General features: G+C 73.3%; 20 protein-coding genes and 1 pseudogene. 12 read left to right on the forward strand and 9 right to left on the reverse strand.

Going from position 1 to position 21,024, the window contains the following annotated elements; translation table 11 throughout:
* Positions 1-1,852 (forward strand): annotated as a pseudogene (locus PUR61_RS05680) (hypothetical protein); the annotation flags it as partial.
* A gap of 89 nt (positions 1,853-1,941) precedes the next feature.
* On the opposite strand, the gene glnII reads toward PUR61_RS05680, so the two are convergent.
* From glnII to PUR61_RS05700, 4 genes are all read right to left on the reverse strand, one after another.
* A complete protein-coding gene (glnII, locus tag PUR61_RS05685) occupies positions 1,942-2,964 on the reverse strand; it encodes a glutamine synthetase GlnII (protein ID WP_329876257.1) in 1,023 nt (340 codons plus the stop codon).
* Between the two features lie 169 nt (positions 2,965-3,133).
* The gene (locus PUR61_RS05690) at positions 3,134-4,255 is read right to left on the reverse strand and encodes an SCO1860 family LAETG-anchored protein (RefSeq protein WP_329876259.1); all 1,122 of its coding nucleotides are present in this window, start codon (positions 4,253-4,255) and stop codon (positions 3,134-3,136) included.
* A gap of 246 nt (positions 4,256-4,501) precedes the next feature.
* Positions 4,502-5,179, reverse strand: coding sequence for a uracil-DNA glycosylase (locus PUR61_RS05695; RefSeq protein WP_329876261.1), 678 nt, complete (start codon positions 5,177-5,179; stop codon positions 4,502-4,504).
* A 105-nt stretch (positions 5,180-5,284) separates the two neighbouring features.
* A complete protein-coding gene (locus PUR61_RS05700) occupies positions 5,285-6,376 on the reverse strand; it encodes an amidohydrolase family protein (RefSeq protein ID WP_329876263.1) in 1,092 nt (363 codons plus the stop codon).
* Between the two features lie 96 nt (positions 6,377-6,472).
* On the opposite strand from PUR61_RS05700, the gene PUR61_RS05705 reads away from it, so the two are divergent.
* Both PUR61_RS05705 and tmpA read left to right on the forward strand, forming a co-directional pair.
* Positions 6,473-7,573 (forward strand): pyridoxal-phosphate-dependent aminotransferase family protein, encoded by a 1,101-nt coding sequence (locus PUR61_RS05705; RefSeq protein WP_329876265.1) that lies wholly within the window; start codon positions 6,473-6,475, stop codon positions 7,571-7,573.
* 165 nt (positions 7,574-7,738) lie between these two features.
* The gene (gene tmpA, locus PUR61_RS05710) at positions 7,739-9,373 is read left to right on the forward strand and encodes a 2-trimethylaminoethylphosphonate dioxygenase (protein ID WP_329876267.1); all 1,635 of its coding nucleotides are present in this window, start codon (positions 7,739-7,741) and stop codon (positions 9,371-9,373) included.
* Between the two features lie 110 nt (positions 9,374-9,483).
* Here tmpA and PUR61_RS05715 read toward each other — a convergent pair whose 3' ends face one another.
* Positions 9,484-10,269: a GntR family transcriptional regulator gene (locus PUR61_RS05715; protein ID WP_329876269.1), complete on the reverse strand. Its 786-nt coding sequence runs from the start codon at positions 10,267-10,269 to the stop codon at positions 9,484-9,486.
* A gap of 340 nt (positions 10,270-10,609) precedes the next feature.
* On the opposite strand from PUR61_RS05715, the gene PUR61_RS05720 reads away from it, so the two are divergent.
* From PUR61_RS05720 to PUR61_RS05745, 6 genes are read left to right on the forward strand one after another with little or no spacing between them, the layout of a single operon-like run.
* The gene (locus tag PUR61_RS05720; protein ID WP_329876271.1) at positions 10,610-11,779 is read left to right on the forward strand and encodes an ABC transporter substrate-binding protein; all 1,170 of its coding nucleotides are present in this window, start codon (positions 10,610-10,612) and stop codon (positions 11,777-11,779) included.
* A gap of 52 nt (positions 11,780-11,831) precedes the next feature.
* Positions 11,832-12,812, forward strand: a complete 981-nt coding sequence (locus PUR61_RS05725; RefSeq protein WP_329876273.1) for an ABC transporter permease — start codon at positions 11,832-11,834, stop codon at positions 12,810-12,812.
* Positions 12,800-13,639, forward strand: coding sequence for an ABC transporter permease (locus PUR61_RS05730; protein ID WP_329876275.1), 840 nt, complete (start codon positions 12,800-12,802; stop codon positions 13,637-13,639). The genes PUR61_RS05725 and PUR61_RS05730 overlap by 13 nt, the downstream gene beginning before the upstream one ends.
* Positions 13,640-13,686: 47 nt before the next feature.
* Positions 13,687-14,766: an ABC transporter ATP-binding protein gene (locus PUR61_RS05735; RefSeq protein ID WP_329876277.1), complete on the forward strand. Its 1,080-nt coding sequence runs from the start codon at positions 13,687-13,689 to the stop codon at positions 14,764-14,766.
* 41 nt (positions 14,767-14,807) lie between these two features.
* Complete coding sequence (locus tag PUR61_RS05740) at positions 14,808-15,554, forward strand: HAD family hydrolase (protein WP_329876279.1); 747 nt, start codon at positions 14,808-14,810, stop codon at positions 15,552-15,554.
* A gap of 6 nt (positions 15,555-15,560) precedes the next feature.
* Positions 15,561-15,881 (forward strand): DMT family transporter, encoded by a 321-nt coding sequence (locus tag PUR61_RS05745; RefSeq protein ID WP_329876281.1) that lies wholly within the window; start codon positions 15,561-15,563, stop codon positions 15,879-15,881.
* A gap of 109 nt (positions 15,882-15,990) precedes the next feature.
* Here the strand turns inward: PUR61_RS05745 and PUR61_RS05750 are convergent, their stop codons facing one another.
* The gene (locus PUR61_RS05750; RefSeq protein WP_329876283.1) at positions 15,991-16,344 is read right to left on the reverse strand and encodes a hypothetical protein; all 354 of its coding nucleotides are present in this window, start codon (positions 16,342-16,344) and stop codon (positions 15,991-15,993) included.
* A gap of 288 nt (positions 16,345-16,632) precedes the next feature.
* Between PUR61_RS05750 and PUR61_RS05755 the strand changes: the two genes are divergently transcribed.
* Positions 16,633-17,625 carry an AraC family transcriptional regulator gene (locus tag PUR61_RS05755; RefSeq protein ID WP_329876285.1) on the forward strand — a complete coding sequence of 331 codons (993 nt, stop codon included), beginning with the start codon at positions 16,633-16,635 and terminating at the stop codon, positions 17,623-17,625.
* A gap of 163 nt (positions 17,626-17,788) precedes the next feature.
* Here PUR61_RS05755 and PUR61_RS05760 read toward each other — a convergent pair whose 3' ends face one another.
* Positions 17,789-17,977 (reverse strand): RICIN domain-containing protein, encoded by a 189-nt coding sequence (locus PUR61_RS05760; RefSeq protein WP_329876288.1) that lies wholly within the window; start codon positions 17,975-17,977, stop codon positions 17,789-17,791.
* A gap of 245 nt (positions 17,978-18,222) precedes the next feature.
* Entirely contained in the window at positions 18,223-18,456 is a 234-nt protein-coding gene (locus PUR61_RS05765) for a hypothetical protein (protein ID WP_329876290.1), read from the reverse strand.
* 9 nt (positions 18,457-18,465) lie between these two features.
* Between PUR61_RS05765 and PUR61_RS05770 the strand changes: the two genes are divergently transcribed.
* Complete coding sequence (locus PUR61_RS05770; RefSeq protein WP_329876292.1) at positions 18,466-18,735, forward strand: hypothetical protein; 270 nt, start codon at positions 18,466-18,468, stop codon at positions 18,733-18,735.
* 758 nt (positions 18,736-19,493) lie between these two features.
* Complete coding sequence (locus tag PUR61_RS05775; RefSeq protein ID WP_329876294.1) at positions 19,494-19,925, forward strand: hypothetical protein; 432 nt, start codon at positions 19,494-19,496, stop codon at positions 19,923-19,925.
* Positions 19,926-20,018: 93 nt separating this feature from the next.
* Here the strand turns inward: PUR61_RS05775 and PUR61_RS05780 are convergent, their stop codons facing one another.
* The gene (locus PUR61_RS05780) at positions 20,019-20,927 is read right to left on the reverse strand and encodes a formylglycine-generating enzyme family protein (protein WP_443035129.1); all 909 of its coding nucleotides are present in this window, start codon (positions 20,925-20,927) and stop codon (positions 20,019-20,021) included.
* Positions 20,928-21,024: the final 97 nt, after the last annotated feature.

A 21,024-nucleotide genomic window follows, 5' to 3' on the forward strand; every position in this document is an offset into this window, starting at 1 on the left:
CGGCGACCGGGCAGCCGCCCTGACCTCCGCCACCGAAGCCGTCACCCACTACCGCACGCTCGCCGACACCAACCGCGCCGCCTACCTCCCCCGGCTCGCCGGCGCCCTCAACAACCTCGCGACCCGGCAGGCCGAGCACGGCGACCGGGCAGCCGCCCTGACCTCCGCCACGGAGGCGGTCGGCCACTACATCGAGCTCGCCGACACCGGGCCCTCCCCCGACGCCTTCCTCATCAAGCTCGCCGACGCCCTCTGCACCCTCTCCGCCCAACAGGCCGACAACGGCGACCGGTCTGCGGCCCTGGCCACCGCCACCGAAGCCGTCACGATCTGTCGCCACCTCGCCGACACCGACCCGGCCGCCTCCCTCCCGCACCTCGCCGGCGCCCTCGACAACCTGGGCATCCACCAGTCGGGCGCAGGCGACGACACGGCGGCCCGGGCCTCCGCCACCGAAGCAGTCACCCTCTACCGCGCGCTCGCCGACACCGACCCCGACGCCTTCCTCCCCGACCTCGCCGGCGCCCTGGGCAACCTGGGCGTCCAGCAGTCCAGCTCGGGCGGCAACGCGACGGCCCTGGCCACCTCCACCGAAGCAGTCACCCTCTACCGCGCGCTCGCCGACACCGATCCAGCCGCCTACCTCCCCGCCCTCGCGGGCAACCTCGGCAACCTCGCCAACCAGCAGTTCGACCTCGGGGACCGGGCCGGGGCCCTCGCCTCCACCGCCGAAGCCGTCGGCCACCACCTGCGCCTCGCCGAAGCGGACCCCGCCGCCTTCCTCTCCGGCCTCACCACCAGCCTCCACGCCCTCGCCGCGCAGCAGGCCGACGCCGAACCCGTGCACGCCGCCTGGCGGGACGCCGTGACCGCCCTCCGCGGCCACCCCCTCCCGCAGGCGGTCCTACGAGCCCACTACGCATTCTGGCTCGCCGGACGGGGCGACGGCCGGGGCGCACTCGAACTGCTCGTCGAGGCCACCGGCGCCGCCACTGACGGTGAACCGCGTCAGCTGGGCGCCGCCAGACTGGAGATCCGCACGCTGGTGTCCCATCTCCCCGCTCTCGGGAGCGGTCTGCCCGGCTGGGCCACCGACCCCCTTCCGAGCGACTTCATCCGTCTCCTCGATGCCTGGGGGAGCCATGAGGGCTGGCCCGACACCGAGAGGTTCCTGCAAGCCCATGCCGACGGCCTCCGGGCGCCCGCCTCACGGCGCCTCCTGCGCCTGGCCGGCGAGGTCTTCCCCGGGGACCAGGACATCGCCGACATCACCGCCGTGCTCGACGACGTCGACGCCCTGGGCCTCCCCGCAGTCCTCGCCGCCGGCCGGCGCGAGCACGACGCGCTGGCCCTCGCGGCGGCCTGGGCGGCCGTCCCCACCTGGCCCGAGTCCCACGCGTTCCACGCCGCGCACCGGTCGGAACTGCACGACCCCCGGTTCTCCGAGGTGCTCTCGCAGGTGGACGACCCGGAGGTCCGCCAACACCTCGCGGTCGTCCGCCTGGCCCGGGTCATGCCGCTACAGCAGGTCTACGGGATCGTCACCGACCCCGACCTCGCCGTCGCCGAGGCACTCGCGGCCGTCGAAGCCGCGGACCTCGGCCGTCTCGACGCGGTCAGGACCGCCTGCCCGGAGCTACTGAACCACGCCTCCGGCGGGCTGTTCGCACTGGTCCTCATGCTCGGCGCGGACAAGGCCGACGCCGCACGCGAGATCGCCGGGGTGATCACCGAGACCGCCGGCCCCGTCCAGCGCGAGGCGTACGCCATCCACCTGCGCAACCTGGCGCGGCGTCTGCCGGAACTCGCCGCTCTCGCCCGTGAACTGGCGGACGTCATCCACTCCGACTGACCCCGACCACGCGAAAAGCCCGCCGGGCCTCCCCCGTGCAGCAGGGGGAGGCCCGGCGGGCGCTTCAGCTGTTACCGGTGAGCGGTGGCTCAGACCTGGCCGGCCTTCTCCAGGGCGGCGCAGCAGGTCTTGATCAGCAGGCGGGTGACCACGTACGGGTCGACGTTGGCGTTCGGGCGGCGGTCCTCGATGTAGCCCTTCTGGTCCACCTCGACCTGCCACGGGATGCGGACCGACGCGCCGCGGTTGGAGACGCCGTAGGAGTAGACGTTCCACGGGGCGGTCTCGTGCTTGCCGGTCAGGCGGGACTGGATGTCGTCGCCGTACTGGCTGACGTGCTCCAGCACGATCTCCTGGGAGGCGCCGAGCGACTCGCAGGCGGTGATGATCGCGTCGTAGCCCTCGCGCATCGCCCGGGTGGAGAAGTTGGTGTGCGCGCCCGCGCCGTTCCAGTCTCCCCTGGCCGGCTTGGCGTCGAGGGTGGCGTCGATGCCGAACTCCTCGGCGGTGCGGTAGAGCAGGTAGCGGGCGATCCACATGTCGTCGGAGGCGGTCAGGGCGTCGACCGGGCCGATCTGGAACTCCCACTGGCCGGGCATGACCTCGGCGTTGATGCCGCAGATGGCGAGGCCGGCGTCCATGCAGCGGTCGAGGTGCAGCTCGACGATCTCGCGGCCGAAGACCTCCTCGGCGCCGACGCCGCAGTAGTAGCCGCCCTGCGGGGCCGGGAAGCCGCCCTCGGGGAAGCCGAGCGGGCGGGAGCCCTTGAAGAAGGTGTACTCCTGCTCGATGCCGAAGATCGAGTCCTGCGCCGCGTACTGCTCGGCGACGGTGCGCAGCAGGGCGCGGGTGTTCGACTCGTGCGGGGTGCCGTCGGTCTCGTGGACCTCGCAGAGGACGAGGATGTTGTCGCCGCCGCGGATCGGGTCCTTGGTGACCTTGACCGGCTCCAGCACTCGGTCCGAGGCGTGGCCTTCGGCCTGGTTGGTCGAGGAACCGTCGAAGCCCCAGGTGGGGATCTTGTCGGCGTTCGGCAGGACCCGAGTCTTGGAGCGGAGCTTGGCGGTCGGCTTGGTGCCGTCGATCCAGATGTACTCGGCCTTGATTGCCACGGCGGTGTCCCTCGCAAACTGAGTGGTGGGTGCCCGCGTAGCGTCGCAAGCCGCCGTTTCCCGGTTGTTCCTCTCATGTAACGCCCATGTGAACCAACCGTCCGCGTCGGCACCGTCACCGTGCGGGAGTGCCGCAGATGGCACTCCCGCACGGGATCCGGGGCGGGTTTCAGCGCCTGCGGGCGTGGGCGGCGACAGCGGCCCGGCGACGGCGGGTGGCCCAGAGGGCGCAGGCGCCGACGGCGACCAGGGCGGCGGCTCCGGCGGCGAGCGGGGCGGTGGAGTCACTGCCGCCGGTGGCGGCGAGGTGGTCCGCCGAGGCCGGGGCCGGGGCGGCGGAGGCCGGACGGCGGGCGGCCTGCGTACCGGTGGCGGACGGCGGGGCGGCAGCGGCCCGGCCGGTACCGGCGGCGCCGGTGGGAGTGCCGTCCCCCACCGGCCGGGCCGCGGGCACCTCGGCGGGCGGGGCCACGGCCGGGGCAGTGGTGGGCGCCGGGGCGGAGGGCGTCGGCACCGGCTTCTCGCAGCTCACCGAGGCGACCGTGACGGTCCCGGTCACCTTGGCGACGTTGAGGCTGAGCGGGTTGACCTCCACCCGCACCTCCAGGGCCGAGGCGGCGGCCGTCGTCGAGGTGGTGGTCTTCTTGGAGAACTCGACCGAGACGCTGCCGACCAGCGGGACCTCCACCCTGGTCGGCCCGTACAGGCTGACGGTGACGGGCTTGCCGAGGAGGGTCAGCTTCGCGGGGGCCACCACGTCGGCGGTCGGCCGCCCGTCGACCGGACAGGTGGCGGTGGCGCTGAGCGCCTCCAGGCCGAGCAGGGTGGTGGCGGGGAGGCCGGGGGCGTGGACGTCCGCGTTGACCAGCTGGACGGCGGCGGAGGCGCCCTTGGCGTCGACCTTGGTCACCGACTTTCCGAGGTCGGCCCTGACCAGGGTGACCGGGCCCTGCTGGTCGACGCCTTCGACGACGGCGGTGAGGACGGACCCCTCCCTCTGCGCGGGGGTCTCGACCGTGTTGAGTGCGATGTTCACCGGAACGTCCACGGTCTTGTTCAACAGGCTGACGTCCAGGTCGAGTTCGGCGGTGACGGCGCGTGCCTTGCCGGCGGAGGGCGCCGGGGACGCCCCCGTGGAGGCCGCCGGTTCGGCCGGTGTCGCCGGGGACGCCCCCGGCGCCCCCGGTGCGGTGGCGTGGGCGACGGACGGCACGACGGACACCGGGACTATCAGCGCCGCCACCGCGAGGGCGGCGACGGTGGCGACGGGAACGGAACGGTACGAGGACATGGCGGTACCCCCACGGGTGGTGACGAGGAGGAGCGCACCTCCGACATCACCCGCCCGCGGGGGCGGGGCCAAGGGGCTGGCGCTCCGAACGACGAGCCGCCAGTCTTCTCGAACAATCCGTCACATGAGTCACACAGAACGTCATTTCACTCGTTCGGGTGAGGTTGACGCCCAGGAACACCACGGCCCGCCGCAACGGCCTCCGGCTACGACCACCGGCACGGCAGCCGGGCGACGGCAGCCCGGCTACGGCAGTCGCCAGTCCACCGGCTGCGCACCCTGCCGCGCCAGCAGTTCGTTGGCCCGGCTGAACGGGCGCGAGCCGAAGAAGCCGCCGTTCGCCGAGTAGGGGCTCGGGTGCGCGGACTCGATCGCCGGAATCTCCCCCAGCAACGGACGCAGGTTGCGCGCGTCACGGCCCCAGAGAACCGCCACCAGCGGGCCGCCGCGCGACGCGAGCGCACGGATCGCCTGCTCGGTGACCTCCTCCCACCCCTTGCCCCGGTGCGCGGCGGGTTTGCGCGGCGCGGTGGTGAGGGCCCGGTTCAGCAGCAGGACGCCCTGCTGCGTCCAGGGGGTGAGGTCCCCGTTCGAGGGCTGCGGGAGACCGAGGTCGTTCCCGTACTCCTGGAAGATGTTGATCAGACTGGCCGGGATCGGGCGGACGTCCGCCCCCACCGAGAAGCTGAGGCCGACGGCGTGGCCGGGGGTGGGGTACGGGTCCTGCCCGACGATCAGCACCCGCACATCGGCGAAGGGCTGCTGGAAGGCGCGCAGCACGTTCGGCCCGGAGGGCAGGTACGTACGGCCGGCCGCCAGTTCGGCGCGGAGGAAGTCGCCCATGGCGGCGACCCGCCCGGCCACCGGCTCCAGCGCGGTGGCCCACCCGGGCTCGACGATCTCATTCAGTGGACGCGGTGCCATGGGCGTAACCCTATCGGCCTACAACGACAGCCCGTTCACCCGGATGATCTTCGGCCCGCCCGGCCGCCGACGGCCGCGCGCCGCCCCCGCGCCGTCCGCCCGGCCTCACCCCACCGGACTCCCGCGCAGCACCACCTGGCGCGGGTCGGCGAGCACCCGGACGTCCGCCCGCGGGTCCTCCGCGTACACCACGAAGTCGGCCGACGCCCCCTCCTCCAGGCCCGGACGGCCCAGCCACTCCCGCGCCGACCAGGTGGCCGCCGAGAGCGCCTCCGCCGGGCTCAGCCCGGCCTTGACCAGCTCGGCCACCTCGTCGGCGACCAGGCCGTGGGCGATCGAGCCGCCCGCGTCCGTCCCGACGAAGATCGGGATGCCCGCGTCGTGCGCGGCGCCCACGGTGTCGTAGCGGCGGGCGTGCAACCGCCGCATATGGGCGGACCAGGCCGGGAACCTGAGGTCGCCGCCGACCGCCAGGCGCGGGAAGGTGGCGATGTTGACGAGCGTCGGGACGATCGCGACGCCGCGCTCGGCGAAGGCCGGGATCAGTTCCTCGGTCAGGCCGGTGGCGTGCTCGACGCAGTCGATGCCGGCCGCCAGCAGGTCGGGCAGCGATTCGGCGGCGAAGCAGTGCGCGGTGACCCGCGCACCCTCCTCGTGCGCCGCCGCGATCGCCTCGGCCAGGGCGTCGCCGGGCCAGCAGGCGGCGAGGTCGCCGCGCTCCCGGTCGATCCAGTCGCCGACCAGCTTCACCCAGCCGTCCCCGCGGCGCGCCTCGGCCCGGACGTAGGCGGTGAGGTCGCCGGGCTCGATCTCGTGCGCGTAGTTGCGGATGTAGCGGCGGGTGCGGGCGATGTGCCGGCCGGCCCGGATGATCCGGGGCAGGTCCTCGCGCTCGTCGATCCACCGGGTGTCGGCGGCCGAACCGGCGTCACGGATCAGCAGCGTGCCGGCGTCGCGGTCGGTGAGCGCCTGCTTCTCGCTGGTGGCGGCGTCGACGGCGCCGTGCGCGTCCAGGCCGACGTGGCAGTGCGCGTCCACCAGACCCGGCAGCACCCAGCCGTCCACCCTCCGGACGTCACCGGCCGCCGCGGGGCGGTCGAAGGTCACCCGGCCGTCCACCACCCAGAGTTCGTCGCGGACGTCCTCCGGACCGACCAGCACCCGACCCCGGACGTGCAGCACCGTGCCATCGCTCATGGCCCGCACTCTACCGACGACGGCATTCCCTGTAAGGACCGCCGATGGGGCAGACTCGTTCCGGTCACCGTTCCCCCACGTGAGAGGCCCGACCCCGTGAGCCCCTACCTCGACCTGCCCCCGTTCAGCGCCGCCGACTTCGCGGCCGTCGAGGACCAGGTGGCCGCGCTGCTGCACACCACCGCCGACGTGATCGTCACCCAGGGCGAGGCCCTGCTGCCGCTGGAGGCCGCGATCCGGAGCGCCGCGCACCCGGGGTCGACCGCCCTCAACATCGTCACCGGACCGTACGGGCAGACCTTCGGCGGCTGGCTGCGCGACTGCGGGGCGAACGTCGTCGACCTCGCCGTGCCGTTCGACACCGCCGTCACCGCCGGGCAGGTGGCCGAGGCGCTTGCCGCGCACCCGGAGGTCGACTTCGTCTCCCTGGTGCACGCCGAGGCCGCCACGGGCAACACCAACCCGGTCGCCGAGATCGCCGCCGTCGTGCGCGCGCACGGGGCGCTGCTGATGCTGGACGCGGTCGCCTCGGTGGCCGCCGAACCGCTGCTCACCGACGCCTGGGGCGTCGACCTGTGCGTGATCGGCGGCCAGAAGGCGATGGGCGGGCCGGCCGGGGTCTCCGCCGTCTCCGTCTCCGCGCGGGCCTGGGAGCGGATCACCGCCAACCCGGCCGCCCCGCGCCGCTCCTACCTCTCCCTCCTGGACTGGAAGGAGCGCTGGACGGACGCCGGACGGACGGTCCTGCCGCACGCGCCGGCCCAGCTGGAGATGCTCGCGCTCGGCGCCTGCCTGGACCGGATCGAGGCGGACGGGCTGCCCGCGGTGATCGCCCGCCACGGCGCGGCGTCCGCCGCCGTCCGGGCCGGCGTCCGCGCCCTCGGCACCCTCGCCCCGTTCGTCCCGGACGACGCCCACGCCGCCCCGGTGGCCACCACCCTGCGCACCCCGGCCGGCCTGGACGCCGCCGCACTGGCCGCCGAGCTCCGCCGCCTCGACCCGACCCTGCCCGTCCAGGCCGGTGGCGGCGCACTCGCCGCCGGGATGCTCCGCGTCAACCACTACGGCCCGGCCGCCTCCCCCGGGACGGTCCGCGCCACCCTCACCGCCCTGGCCACCGCCACCGGCACCGACGCCACCTCCGCCCTCAAGGCGGCGGAGGCCGCCTGGGAGGCGGTCGGCCCCTCCTTCGGGTGACCGAACCCTCCGCCCGGCCGGGCCACGTCTCACCACCCCTCGGGAGCTTCTGTTCCCGAGGGGTTCATCGTTTCGCCACGCGGATCTCACCGGCGCCCGAGAGGCTCCTCACAACGCAAAGTTGGCTATACAACTTCACTCGTGAGACCGCCCAGGAGGAACCCCATGCCCGAGCTTCCGCCGTACTGGCTGCGCGACAACTGCCCCTGCGCCGAATGCCGCGACCCGCGGAACGGGCAGAAGCTGTTCCAGATCACCGACCTGCCGGACGACCTCGCGATCGCCTCGCAGACCGAGCAGGGCACACAGACCGGGCAGGACGGGCAGGGCGGGCACCTGGAGGTGCTCTGGTCGGACGGGCACCGGTCCCGCTACCCGCTGGAGTGGCTGGCCGGGGCGGCGCCCGGCGGCCGGGCCGGCGGCACCGTCGACGGTGACGGGCGGACGGAGGCCGACAAGCGCCTCTGGACGGCGGCGGACTTCGCCGACGGCCTCCCGGAGGCGGAGTGGACGGCCTACCTGGCCGACCCGGCGGAGCGCGCCGCCGTCCTGACCGCCGTACGCCGGTCCGGCTTCGCCGTGCTGCGCGGGGTGCCTGCGGTGGAACGGCAGGTGCTCGCCGTCGCCGGGACCTTCGGGCACGTGCGGGTCACCAACTACGGCGAGCTGTTCGACGTCCGGGTCGAGCCGGACCCGAACAACCTGGCCTTCACCAGCGCGGCGATCACCCCGCACACCGACAACCCGTACCGCGATCCGGTCCCCACCCTCCAGCTGCTGCACTGCCTGGAGAACTCGGCGACCGGCGGGGACTCCGGCCTGGTGGACGGGTTCACGGCGGCCGCGGTCCTGCGCGAGGAGGCTCCGGAGTCCTTCGCGGTGCTGACCCGCACGCCCGTCCCGTTCGTCTTCCGCGACCGGGACACCGAACTGCGGGCCGACCGACCGCTGATCGAGGTGGATCCGCTCGGCCGGATCCGCGAGGTGCGGTTCAACAACCGCTCGATCGGCACGCTGCGCGGGACCGCCCGGGAGCTGGACGCGTTCTACGACGCCTACCGCCGGTTCGCCGCGATCACCCTCCGCCCCGAGCTGCAGCTGGAGTTCCGGCTGGACCGGGGCGACTGCCTGATCTTCGACAACGTCCGCCTGATGCACGCCCGGACGGCCTTCGAGAAGGACGGCCACCGCCACCTCCAGGGCTGCTACGCCGACCTGGACTCGCTGGCCAGCACCCTCGCCGTACTGCACCGCCGGGCAGCCGCACTGGACGCGATCGCCGAGCTGTTCGCGGGCGAGGGCGCCGGCGAGTACCTGGGCGAGGCGGTGACCATGGCCGAGCACATGCTCCAGGCCGGCGCGCTGGCCGAGGCGGCCGGGGCGGCCCCGCACCTGGTCGCGGCGGCGCTGCTGCACGACGTCGGCCACTTCCAGGGGGCTCTGCACGGAAGGGATCTGATGGAGGGTCAGGACAACCGGCACAGCGACACGGGTGCGGACTGGCTGGCCCGCTGGTTCGGCCCGGAGGTCACCGACCCGGTCCGCCTGCACGTGGCCGCCAAGCGCTACCTGTGCGCGGTCGAGCCGGGCTACCGGGCGCGGCTGTCCGAGGCCTCCGAGTACACGCTCCGGGTGCAGGGCGGCCCGATGTCCGAGGAGCAGGCCGCGGCCTTCGCCGCGCACCCGGGCGCCGAGGACGCGGTGGCGGTCCGCCGCTGGGACGAGCAGGCCAAGGAGGCCGACGCGGACACCCCGGGCTTCGCGCACTTCCGCCCGCTGCTGGCCGCGTTGATGCGCTGAACCTCCGGAGGGCGGACGGGGAACGGGGTGGTGGGCCGACCGGCCCACCACCCCGCCGCGCGCTCCGGCCCCCGAGCCGCGAACGCCGTCCGCATCCCCCCGCCGAGGGTTCAGTCCACTTCCCGGGCGTGCCGGGAGAGCGCCGACGCGGCCAGCGAGTTGTGCACGCTGAACGCCACCGTGCCGGGCAGGTAGCGGTCCTGGGACCACTCCACGGGGGTGCCGGTCGGGTCGGTGGTCCGCCGCCGCTCGCGCAGCAGCGGGCCGCCGCGGCGGCAGCCGAGCAGCCGGGCGTCGTCCGCGTTGGCCACGACGATGTCGATGGTGTGGTCGGCGTCGGTGAACAGGATGCCGTGCTCGCGCAGGACTTCGGTGTGCGAGACGACGTCCGGCGGCAGTTCGGCGACGATCTCGCCGACCCGGGGCGGGTAGACCGTCCGCTCCACCATTACCGGCTTGCCGGAGAGGGTGCGCAGCCGGACCGTCACGTAGACGTCCGCGCCCTGCTCCAGGCGGAGCTGCTCGCGTTCGGCGGCGTCGGCCGGGCGGCGGACCAGCGAGTCGAGTATGCCGCCGGGCTCCTCCCCCATCGAGTACGCCCAGTGCGTGAAGCTGAGCAGTTCGGAGAAGCTCTGCACGCGGGCCGTTCCCAGCACCACCCGGCGGGTGCCCCGCCGCGAGGTGACCAGCCCGTCCGAGCGGAGCACCGCGAGCGCCTGGCGGACGGTGCCGCGCGAGACGCCGTACTGCTCGGCGAGCGCGCCCTCGGCGGGAAGCCGGCCGGCCTCGCCGAACGCGCCGGTGGTGATCGCCTCGCGCAGGTCGGCGGCGACCTTGCGGTAGAGCGCGCCGGTGGCGCGGTCCTCGGCGGCCGGACGGCCCGACTCCACTGCCACGTCAGTCAATGTCCCTCCAGGGGCGGTGTCCTGCACAGCCGTACCGGCGCGGACAGCCCGACCTTATCCCGCTGCGCCACCGAAGCATCGCACTCCGGCGATCATCCGCCGGCGACCTGATTCGACCGTTCCCGCAGCCGACCCCGGGACTGGGCCATCCGTTCACCTTCCCGTCATCGGGCTCCGGCGTACTTACCCCCGTCAGCGAAGTTGGCTAGTCAACTCGGGCGCCGAACAATCGGCCGCTCACCCCGGCCCGGCCGCCCCGGCCACCCCACTCGCCCGACGAATCCCCGCGAAACGCACCCCTCGCAGTACGCCCTGATCAGGAGACTGACCCGTGACCGTGCACCGTGCCCGCGCCGCCGCTTTCGCGGCCGTACTGACCGCCGCCGCGCTCTCCCTCACCGCCTGCGGCTCCGCCGGTTCGACCGCCAAGGCCGGCGACGCCGCCAAGGCCGGCACCAAGGACGCCAAGGAGGCCACCTCCGCGGCCGACCTCGGCGGCATCGACGGCCTGATCGCCGCCGCCAAGAAGGAGGGCAAGCTGCACGTCATCACGCTGCCCCGGGACTGGGCGAACTACGGCAAGATCATCGACGGCTTCAAGGCCAAGTACGGCCTGGAGGTCGAGGAGGAGAACCCGGACGGCTCCAGCCAGGACGAGATCAACGCGATCACCTCCCGCAAGGGCCAGGACCGCGCCCCCGACGTCGTCGACCTCGGCAGCGCGTTCGCGCTCCAGGCGGTCAAGGACGGCCTGCTCGCCCCCTACAAGGTCGCGACCTTCGACAAGGTCCCGGCCTCCCAGAAGGACGCGGCCGGCGCCGCCGTCAACGACTACGGCGGCTACATCTCGATCGGCTGCGACGCCAAGAAGATCGCCAGCTGCCCGAAGACCTTCGCCGACCTGCTCAAGCCCGAGTACAAGGGCCAGGTCGCCCTCAACGGCAACCCGACCAAGTCCGGCTCGGCGTTCGGCGGCGTCTACGCGGCCGCGCTCGCCAACGGCGGCTCGCTGGACAACATCCAGCCCGGCATCGACTTCTTCGGCAAGCTCAAGCAGTCCGGCAACTTCAACCCGGTCGAGTCGACCCCCGCCACCATCGAGAAGGGCGAGACCCCGATCTCGATCGACTGGTCCTACCTGAACGCCGGTTACAGCGACCAGTTCAAGGACAAGGGCGTCGACTGGAAGGTCTCCATCCCCTCCGACGGCAGCTACGCCCAGTTCTACAACCAGGGCATCAACAAGTGGGCCCCGCACCCCGCCGCCGCGCGCCTGTGGCAGGAGTACCTGTTCAGCGCCGAGGGCCAGAACCTCTTCCTCGGCGGCTACGCCACCCCGTCCACCTTCGACGCCCTGAAGAAGGAGGGCACCCTCGACGCCGCGGCCGCCGCCAAGCTGCCGACCGTCGAGAAGCCCTTCACCACCTTCCCGACCCAGGACCAGATCACGGCCGCCAAGAAGGTCGTGACCGAGAACTGGACCAAGGCGATCGCGGGCTGACACTCCCGCCCCGCACCGCACTTCGGGCCGACTCCACCGCGAAAAGGCACTCATGACCACGGCTCCCACCCCGGTGCCGACCACCCCCGCCGCCACCGACCCCGGTGGCGGCGCGGGGGCGTCCGGAACCGCCACGACGTCCACCCCCACGACCACCGTCCCCGCCCCCCGGCGGCGACCGCTCGCCCGGCTCGGCGGCGCCTCCTGGCTCGCCACCGTCCCGCTCCTGCTCTTCTTCCTCGTCGGCTTCGGCCTGCCGGCCGTCGCCATCGTGATCGGCGCGTTCACCACCTCCACCGACGCGGAGGGCGGCGGCGGCCAGTTCACGTTCGACAACATCACCGCCTCCGTCCAGGGCGCCTACTGGACGGCCATGCTGAGCAGCCTCAAGCTCTCCGCGCTGACCGCCCTGCTCGCCACCCTGATCGGCCTGCCGATCGCCCAGGCCGTGGTCACCTCCCGGCACACCTGGCTGCGCCAGGCCGTGCTGACCGCCTCCGGCGTCCTCGCCAACTTCGGCGGCCTGCCGCTCGCGTTCGCGTTCGTCGCCACCCTCGGCAACGCCGGCGAGGTCACCCAGCTGCTCCACCTCACCGACCACGGCTGGACGCTCTACTCGTTCACCGGACTCACCATCGTGTACCTGTACTTCCTCATCCCGCTGATGGTGCTCACCATCACGCCGGCCCTGGACGGCCTGCGGGTGCAGTGGCGCGAGGCGGCCCAGAACAACCGGGCCACCACCGTCCAGTACTGGCGGCACGTCGCCCTGCCGATCCTGCTGCCCTCCCTGCTCGGCGGCTTCGTCCTGCTGTTCGGCAGCGCCTTCGCCGCGTACGCCACCGCCGCCGCGATGGTCGGTGCGACCGTCCCGCTGGTCAGCCGCTCGATCGCCGACGCGCTCTCCGGCAACGTGCTGGTCGGCCAGGGCAACCTCGCCCTCGCCCTCAGCCTCAACATGATCGTCGTGGCCGTCCTCGTGATGGCCGTGTACCTCCCCCTCCAGCGCCGGAGCGCCCGATGGCTCAGCTGACCCCCACCCGTACCGGCCGCGCCAAGGTGCGCTGGTGGCGCGGCGCCGTCCTGGGAATCGCCGGAATCTACTTTGTCGTCCCGCTCGCCGCCGCCGGCTACTTCTCGATCGACGAGCCCCAGGGCTACTCCTTCGAGGCGTACACCGGGCTGCTCTCCGCGCCCGGCTTCCTCGACAGCCTCTGGCTCACCCTCGGGCTCGCCGTCGTCACCGTCCTGGTGCTGCTGCTCCTGCTGGTCCCCGCCCTGATCGCGGTCCGGCTCGGCGCGCCGAAGCTGCGCCCGGTGATCGACGTGCTCTGCACCCTGCCGCTGGTCGTCCCTCCCGTCGCCCTCACCGCCGGCCTGATCGGCGTGCTGCGCTGGGGCCCGGACTACCTGATGGACACGCCGTTCTTCCAGACCTTCGTGTTCGTCCAGGACCCGGACTTCCCACTGGTCCTGGTCATCGCCTACGTGCTGATGGGCCTGCCGCTCGCCTACCGCGCACTGGACGCCGGCCTGCGCGCCGTGGACGTCCGCACCCTGGTCGAGGCCGCCCGCAACTGCGGCGCGAGCTGGCCGCGCGCGGTGTTCACCGTCGTCCTGCCCAACCTGCGCGGGGCGCTGCTGAACGCCTCCTTCCTCACCCTGGCCCTGGTGCTCGGCGAGTTCACCGCCGCCTCGATCCTCGGCTACCAGCCCTTCCCGGTCTGGATCTACACGGTCGGCAACAGCCAGGCCCACATGTCGGTCGCGGTCTCCATCCTGAGCCTGCTGATCACCTGGCTGCTCCTGCTCCTGCTGGCCACCCTCGGCCGCGAGCGCCACGCCAAGACCACGTCCTGACCTCCCTGACCGCACGCCGGCCTCCCCCGCATCTCCGGAGAACTCCCTTGACCTCCCTCGCCGTTGAGAAGACCGCCACCCGATCGGGCGGCGCGACCGTCGAATTCCGCTCGCTGCGCCGCACCTTCGGCGCCACCACCGCGCTCGACGGCCTCGACCTGACCGTGCAGCCCGGCGAACTCCTCGCCCTGCTCGGCCCGTCCGGCTGCGGCAAGACCACCGCGCTGCGCATCCTCGCCGGCTTCGAGCAGCACGACTCCGGCCAGGTGCTGGTCGACGGCGAGGACATCACCGCGATCCCCGCCCACAAGCGCGACGCCGGCATGGTGTTCCAGTCGTACAGCCTCTTCCCGCACCTGACCGCAGCCGACAACGTCGCCTTCGGCCTGCGGATGCGCGGCGCCGGCAAGGCCGAGCGCCTCAACCGGGCCAAGGAGCTGCTGGAGCTCGTCGGCCTGCCCCAGCACGCCGACCGCTACCCGCACCAGCTGTCCGGCGGCCAGCAACAGCGCATCGCGCTCGCCCGCGCGCTCGCCCTCCAGCCCCGCGTCCTGCTGCTCGACGAGCCGCTCTCCGCACTCGACGCGAAGGTGCGGCTGTCGCTGCGCGAGGAGATCCGGCGCCTCCAGCAGGAGCTGGGGATCACCACGCTGTTCGTCACCCACGACCAGGAGGAGGCGCTCTCGATGGCCGACCGGGTCGCGGTGCTGCGCGCCGGCCGGCTGGAGCAGTGCGCCGCGCCCGCCGAGCTCTACGCCCGCCCGGCCACCGCCTTCGTCGCCGAGTTCGTCGGCACCATGAGCCGCATCCCGTGCGTCCGGGCCGGCGACGGCGTCGAGGTCCTCGGCCGCCGGCACGCCGTGGACGGCGAGCTGCCCGCGGACGGCTCGCTGGACGTGCTCGTGCGGCCGGAGAACGTCGCGCTCGCCCCGGCGGCGGACGGCCCGGCCCAGGTGGTCTCCGCGTCCTTCCTGGGCGCCGTCACCCGGCTCACCGTCCGACTCGGCGACGGCACCGAGGTCAAGGCCGACCTGCCGACCGAGACCGCCACCGCACTGCCCGTCGGCTCGCACGCCGCGCTGACCCTGCCGGAGCGCCCGGTGCTGGTCGACCGCCGTACGGTCTGACCCGTCCGCCCTCCTCCTGATGAACCACCGAAGGTACCGCCATGCCTGCATCCGCTGAATCCGCCGTTCCCGCTGTTCCTGCTGTCCCCGCCGCACCGGTGTCGCCGGCCGCACCCGCCGCGACCGTGACGCCCGCCGCCGTCCTCTTCGACATGGACGGCACGCTGGTCGACACCGAGCACCTCTGGTGGCAGGCCGCCGCCGAACTCGCCGACGAACTCCACCACTCGCTCACCGACTCCGACGTCCCCGAGGTGCTCGGCCAGGCCGTCGAGCACACGGCCGCCCACCTCCACCGGGTCAGCGGGACGTCGCTGAGCGAGGCCGAACTCGCCGACCGGCTCGGCGACTCGTTCGCCGGCAAGGTCGCCGCCGAGACCGTCCCCCGGCCGGGCGCGCTCGCCCTGCTCGCCGAACTGCGCGACGCCCGCGTGCCCACCGCACTGGTGTCGGCCTCGCCGCGCCGCGTCGTCGACATGGTGCTCGGCACCATCGGCCGCGACTGGTTCGCCGTCACGCTGGCCGCCGAGGACACCCCGCGCACCAAGCCCGCGCCCGACCCCTACCTCGCCGCTGCCGCACGCCTCGGCCTCGACCCGGCCGCGTGCGTCGCCGTCGAGGACACCCCGACCGGCGTCGCCTCCGCCACCGCGGCCGGCTGCGCGGTGCTCGCCGTCCCGTCCGGCGACACCCGGATCCCGGGCGGTTCGCGGGTGACGCTGCTCGACAGCCTGGAGCAGGCCGACGTCGCGCTGCTGGGGAAGCTCACCGCCGCGCCCGGGGTCTGACCTCCCGTGCCCTACGTACTCCTGGCCCTGGCGATCCTCAGCGAGATCTGCGCCACCAGCTGCCTGAAGCTCACCGACGGCTTCAGCCGGCTCTGGCCGAGCGTGGGGGTGGCGATCGGCTACGTCCTCTCGTTCTACCTGCTCGGCAGGGCGCTGAAGCACATCCCGGTGTCGGTCGCGTACGCGGTCTGGTCGGGAGCGGGGACGGCGGCGGTCGCCGGCATCGGCGTGGTGGCCTTCGGCGAGTCGCTGGGGCGGTTGCAGTGGCTGGGGCTCGCCCTGGTCGTCGTCGGCGTGGTGGTGCTCAACCTGAAGGGCAGCCACTGACGCACAACCGCCTGCGGAGCAGGAAGTCGGCCGCCCCGACTTCCTGCTCCGTTCCGCTGCCCTCGGCGGCCCGCCGGCCCGCCGGCCGGCGGGCGCCAGGGGTCAGGGGTCAGTTCCAGACCTCGCCGTAGAACTGGTTGCCGGTGCCACGCAGGTAGTAGTGGGCCCCGTACAGGCCGCCGGTGCACGCCTGCTGCCACCGGAACGGGTTGGTCGCGATGGAGCCGACCATCACGCCCGTGTCGGCGTCCCACAGCTCGGCACGACCCCAGTAGGACAGCGCGGTGTGCTGCCCCCCGAAGCACACCTGGTGGTTGCCGTTCGCCGGGATGCTGCTACTGGTGCAGACCCCGCCCCCACTCGAACACGATGCGGACGCCGCGCTCGCCGGGGACGCCGCGAAGAGTCCGAAGACGGCCATCGCCGACGTCGCCACGACTGTCCGGACGATTCTCTTCCTCATGGTGCTTCCTCATCTGTCGACCGATGTTGCCGGGGAGCGCCCGTAGGAGCCGGCCCCGGAGGCGTGCCCCCGGGTGCGTCGGCGTCGCCCTCCGGGCCGCTCGATCCGCCGCTCACTCTTCCAAGACCCGGCGCACCGGTCATCGGCGTTGAGTGGACCGGATCTTGACGGACAGTCGACTCGGCCGCCCGAACCCGGCACCGGACACCGGAGCGGTCGCCGGCGGAGCGGCCCGGAGCCCGGGGATTTCCTTGCGCGGTCCGCCCCGGCCGGTGTAGACCCGTGATCATGCTGCCCGAGAGGACGTTCCGTAGTGCCGACCTGCCGCCCGCCGACCGGTTCGAATGCTGGCGGGCGCTCATGTCGGAGACGCACGCACCCATGGACATGTGGAGCGATCACGCTGCCGACTTCTGGGTGAACCAGCGGACCATCGCACTCGGCGAGATCACCGTCTATCCCCTGGAATGCCAACCCCTCACCTTCCGTCGCACACGGAAGCTGATAGGGAGGTCGGACCCCGACGCCCTCCACATCTCGCTGGTCAAGCGCGGGTCGGGAGTGGTCACCCAGGGCAGGGACAGCGTCGCCCGCAAGGAGTTCGAGTACCACACCACCGACACGTCGCTCCCGTTCGTCAGCGCACTCCGGGAGCCGTTCGAGATCATCGGGGTCGAGGTGCCCAAGGCCCTCCTTCCGCTGCCTCCGGGCACCGCCCGACGGATCGTCGGAAGGAACATCCCGGCCCGAGGCGGAATGGGAGCCCTGCTGGCCACGTTCCTTGACCAGGTGACGAGGGAGAGCCACTCCTACCAGCCGGCCGACGCCCCGCGCCTGAGCACGGTGCTGACCGACCTCGTGGCCGCGCTCTTCGCCGGTGTCCTCGACGCCGACCGGTCGCTGACCCCGGAGACCCGCCAACGCACCCTGGCGCTCCGCATCATGGCCTTCGTGCGGAACAACGCCGACGACCCGCAGCTGGACATCCGCGCGATCGCCGCCGCGCACCACATATCCGTCAGCTATCTCCACCGTCTGTTCCAGCGAGAGGGGAACGGAGCCACGGTCGCGAGCTTCCTGCAACAGCAGCGGCTCGCGCGAGCGCGGCAGGACCTGGCCGACCCCGCGCACCGGGGGGTGCCGGTGCACGTCATCGCCGCGCGGCGGGGCTTCAGCCACGCGTCGGCGTTCGGCCGGGCGTTCCGCGAGGCCTACGGTGTTCCCCCCGGCGCCTTCCGCCGGCAGTCCCCGGCCTCGGACGCCGCACCAGGGACGGAGTGACGGAGCGTCCGATCGCGGGCAGGCGCGCGCTGCCCGATCGGCAGCGGACTCGTCCCGCCGCCCGGAAACGGCCTGGAGACTGCGGGGAAGCCGTGGGGAAGCCGGCACGACGCGGTCGTGGCCGACCGGTCGGGAACCGGTCGGCCGCGGTCACTGCACGACGTCAGTGGGAGAACACCCACTGCTGGGCCGCGGCGCCGTCCGTCGTCAGCGAGTCCTCGATCTCCAGGCACTTGTGGCTGTTGGCGTTGACCAGCGGAGTCCTCCACTCGGTCGCGCGGACCTGCTGGATCCAGCTGCCGAGGCCGTCGACGCGGACACCGGAGGCCACCGGCGACGTCCGGCTCGACATCTGCGCACGCGCCGGCGGCCCGCCCACTCCCGTCTGCCGGACGGGAGTGGCTACGGGGTCCTCGCGCAGAGCGCTCCGGGGCCGGCCGGGCCCGCCGAAAAGACGTGCGGCGGTGGTCTGCCCACCGCCGCACGCTGACCGGGTCGGCCGGCGACAGCGGCTCGATCCGGTCCACCTACCGCTTCACTGATCACCAACCGGACAGAAGCATCCGATCGGCGACTCAGCCCACAACGAGGTGCGCCTCAGTGCCGACGGCGGGCTGCGGCCCGCCCGCTTCGCCTCACGAGGAGGACGAGTGCGCCTCCCAGGACGATGGCGGCCACGGAGCCGACCACGACGCCGATCGATCCGCCCGCACCGGTCGCGGCGAGCGCCTGCCCCGACTCGTTCAGGTGTTGGACGGGGCCGCCCTGCACGTTGCTTCCGTGGACGGGCGCGCCCTGAACGTTACCGGCCTGAACGGGAGCGCCCTGCACGTTGCCTCCATGGACGGGAACACCCTGAACGTTGCCGCCCTGAACGTTGCCTCCGTGGACGTTGCCGCCCTGGACGGGAGCGCCCTGGACGTTGCCGCCCTGGACGTTGCCTCCGTGGACGGGGCCACCCGGCACGTCGCCGTGGTTGTCGTGGCCATTCCCGTGATCGCCCTGGTCATGACCACCATGCCCCTGACCGCCATGACCGCTTGGAGACTGGGACGGCCCTGCGGGGCCTGCGGGGCCTGCCGGGCCTGCCGGGCCTGGCGCGCCGGGTGAGCCGTTGGCACCCGGCGAACCGTTGCCACCGGGAAGCCCGTTGGCACCGGGCGAACCATTCGCACCAGGCGAACCGTTGGCACCGGGTGAGCCGTTGGCGCCGGGCGAGCCATTGCCACCGGGAAGCCCGTTGGCACCGGGCGAACCATTCGCACCGGGCGAACTGTTGGCACCAGGTGAGCCATTCGCACCCGGCGAACCATTCGCACCGGGAAGCCCGTTGGCACCGGGCGAACCATTCGCACCCGGAGCTCCTGGGGCGCCGTTGGGGCCCGGGGCACCCGGAGAGCCGGGCGCGCCGGGCACGCCGGGAGCACCGTTGGGACCAGGAGCACCCGGAACTCCCGGGGCACCAGGGGCACCGTCAGGGCCGGGCACACCCGGAGCACCCGGAGCTCCTGGGGCGCCGTTGGGGCCGGGGGCACCCGGAGAGCCGGGCGCGCCGGGCACGCCGGGCACGCCGGGCACGCCGGGAGCACCGTTCGGACCAGGAGCACCCGGAACACCGGGGGCACCAGGGGCACCGTCAGGGCCGGGAGCACCCGGAGAGCCGGGCGCGCCGGGCACGCCGGGAGCACCGTTGGGACCAGGAGCACCCGGAGCCCGACATCGCGCTCGGCGGAGCCCGTCCACCCGACCGCCACCACGGCCCCTCGCCGGTCACCGTCACGGCCCTGGGCAGTACCGTTTCTTCTCTTGGCCGCGTCCAGGCTGGTGAAATGACGTATCGCTCGGGGGATGGAGTCGTTGGCCCGGGCATGAACGACCCAACGTATCCGCAAGGCGGGGTCCTCGCGGCGGCCGAAGGCAACGCCGCTACCGTGGCCGAGCGCTGCCGTCTCGCAGGTGGCCTGCTCAGAGTCACGCTCGGCGACCTGCGCGAGGAGCTCGGCTACCGAAGACTCGGCAAGTACGTCCTGGACGAGGTGGCCGACACCCTGACCGAGGAGGGGCTCGGCTGGTTTCCGGCCGGACGGCTCTCACCCCGGGAGAACGGCGAACCTCGCAAGGAGCAGGAAGTATGGGTGTTCCTCCGGGACGATGGCCTACGGTGCCAGGTCATCGACGCCATCCAGGCTCCCGAGGGCTCCGACGTCCCCACCGTCCTGAACGGGCTGCTCGCCGACCGCCCCCAAGACCTCTCCCCCGAACGGAAACTCGGCCTCATCCGCGAGATCCTCGGGCTCTGAGTCGCCGAGGCCGTGGGCACCTCTTCCGGGAGGCCCGTGCCTCCCGGAAGGACACGGCGGTTCGGCCGCCGTCGAGCGCCCCCACCGCGCCCGTCAAACGGCCACCCCACCGTCCACGGCGTCGGCCGCCACCCGGAATCCGATGTTGCCGGCCGAACTGTCCGGCGTGTTCGAGCTGCGCGCCGCCACCCGGTAGCGGTTGCAGTACGACTCGTGGCACATGTGGGAGCCCCCGCGCATCACCCGCGCCGAGCCGTCCGGCGGCCCGGCCGGGTCGTGGCCCGGCCCCGTGCGGTGGAAGCCGGGGCTGAACCAGTCGGCGCACCACTCCCAGACGTTGCCGACGGTGTTGTACAGCCCGAAGCCGTTCGGCCGGAACGCGGTCACCGGGGCGGTACCCCGGTGACCGTCCGCCGCCGTGTTCAGCGTCGGGAAGACGCCCTGCCAGATGTTGCACAGGTGCCGTCCCCCCGGCATCAGCTCGTCGCCCCACGGGTAGCGCCGCTGCTCCAGCCCGCCCCGGGCGGCGTACTCCCACTCGGCCTCGGTCGGCAGCCGGGTGCCGGACCAGGCGCAGTACGCCTGCGCGTCGTTCCACGAGACGTGGACGACGGGGTGGTTCTGACGCGTCGTGACGGAGGAGCCCGGCCCCTCCGGCGACCTCCAGGCCGCCCCGGCGACCGCCCGCCACCACGGCACGGCGGCCACCGCGGGCGAGGAGGCGGCGAGCTCCCCGGGCAGGAAGCCCTCGAAGACGTAGGAGAAGCCGAAGGTCTCTGCCTCGGTGCGGTGGCCGGTCGCCTTCACGAAGGTCGCGAACGCGGCGTTGGTCACCGTGGTCGGCGCGATCCGGAACGGGCTCAGCTCGACCGGCCGGACGGGCCCCTCGCCGTCGGCCGGGTAGCCCTCCCGGTCGTCCGTCCCCATCAGGAACCGCCCACCGGGCAGGCCGGTCAGATGCCGCGCGACACGCAGCGCCCGCGGGTCGGCGAGCGGCAGCACGGTGGCGGTGGTCCCGCCGGTGTCCGTGCCGCGTCCGGGGGTGCAGCAGGGCTTGGTGGTCGGCACGGGGTTCCTCGTTCCGGGTGGTCGGTGCGGG

Origin of the sequence: Streptomyces sp. BE20 (assembly GCF_036322525.1) — a bacterium.
Classification (GTDB): Bacteria; Actinomycetota; Actinomycetes; order Streptomycetales; family Streptomycetaceae; genus Kitasatospora.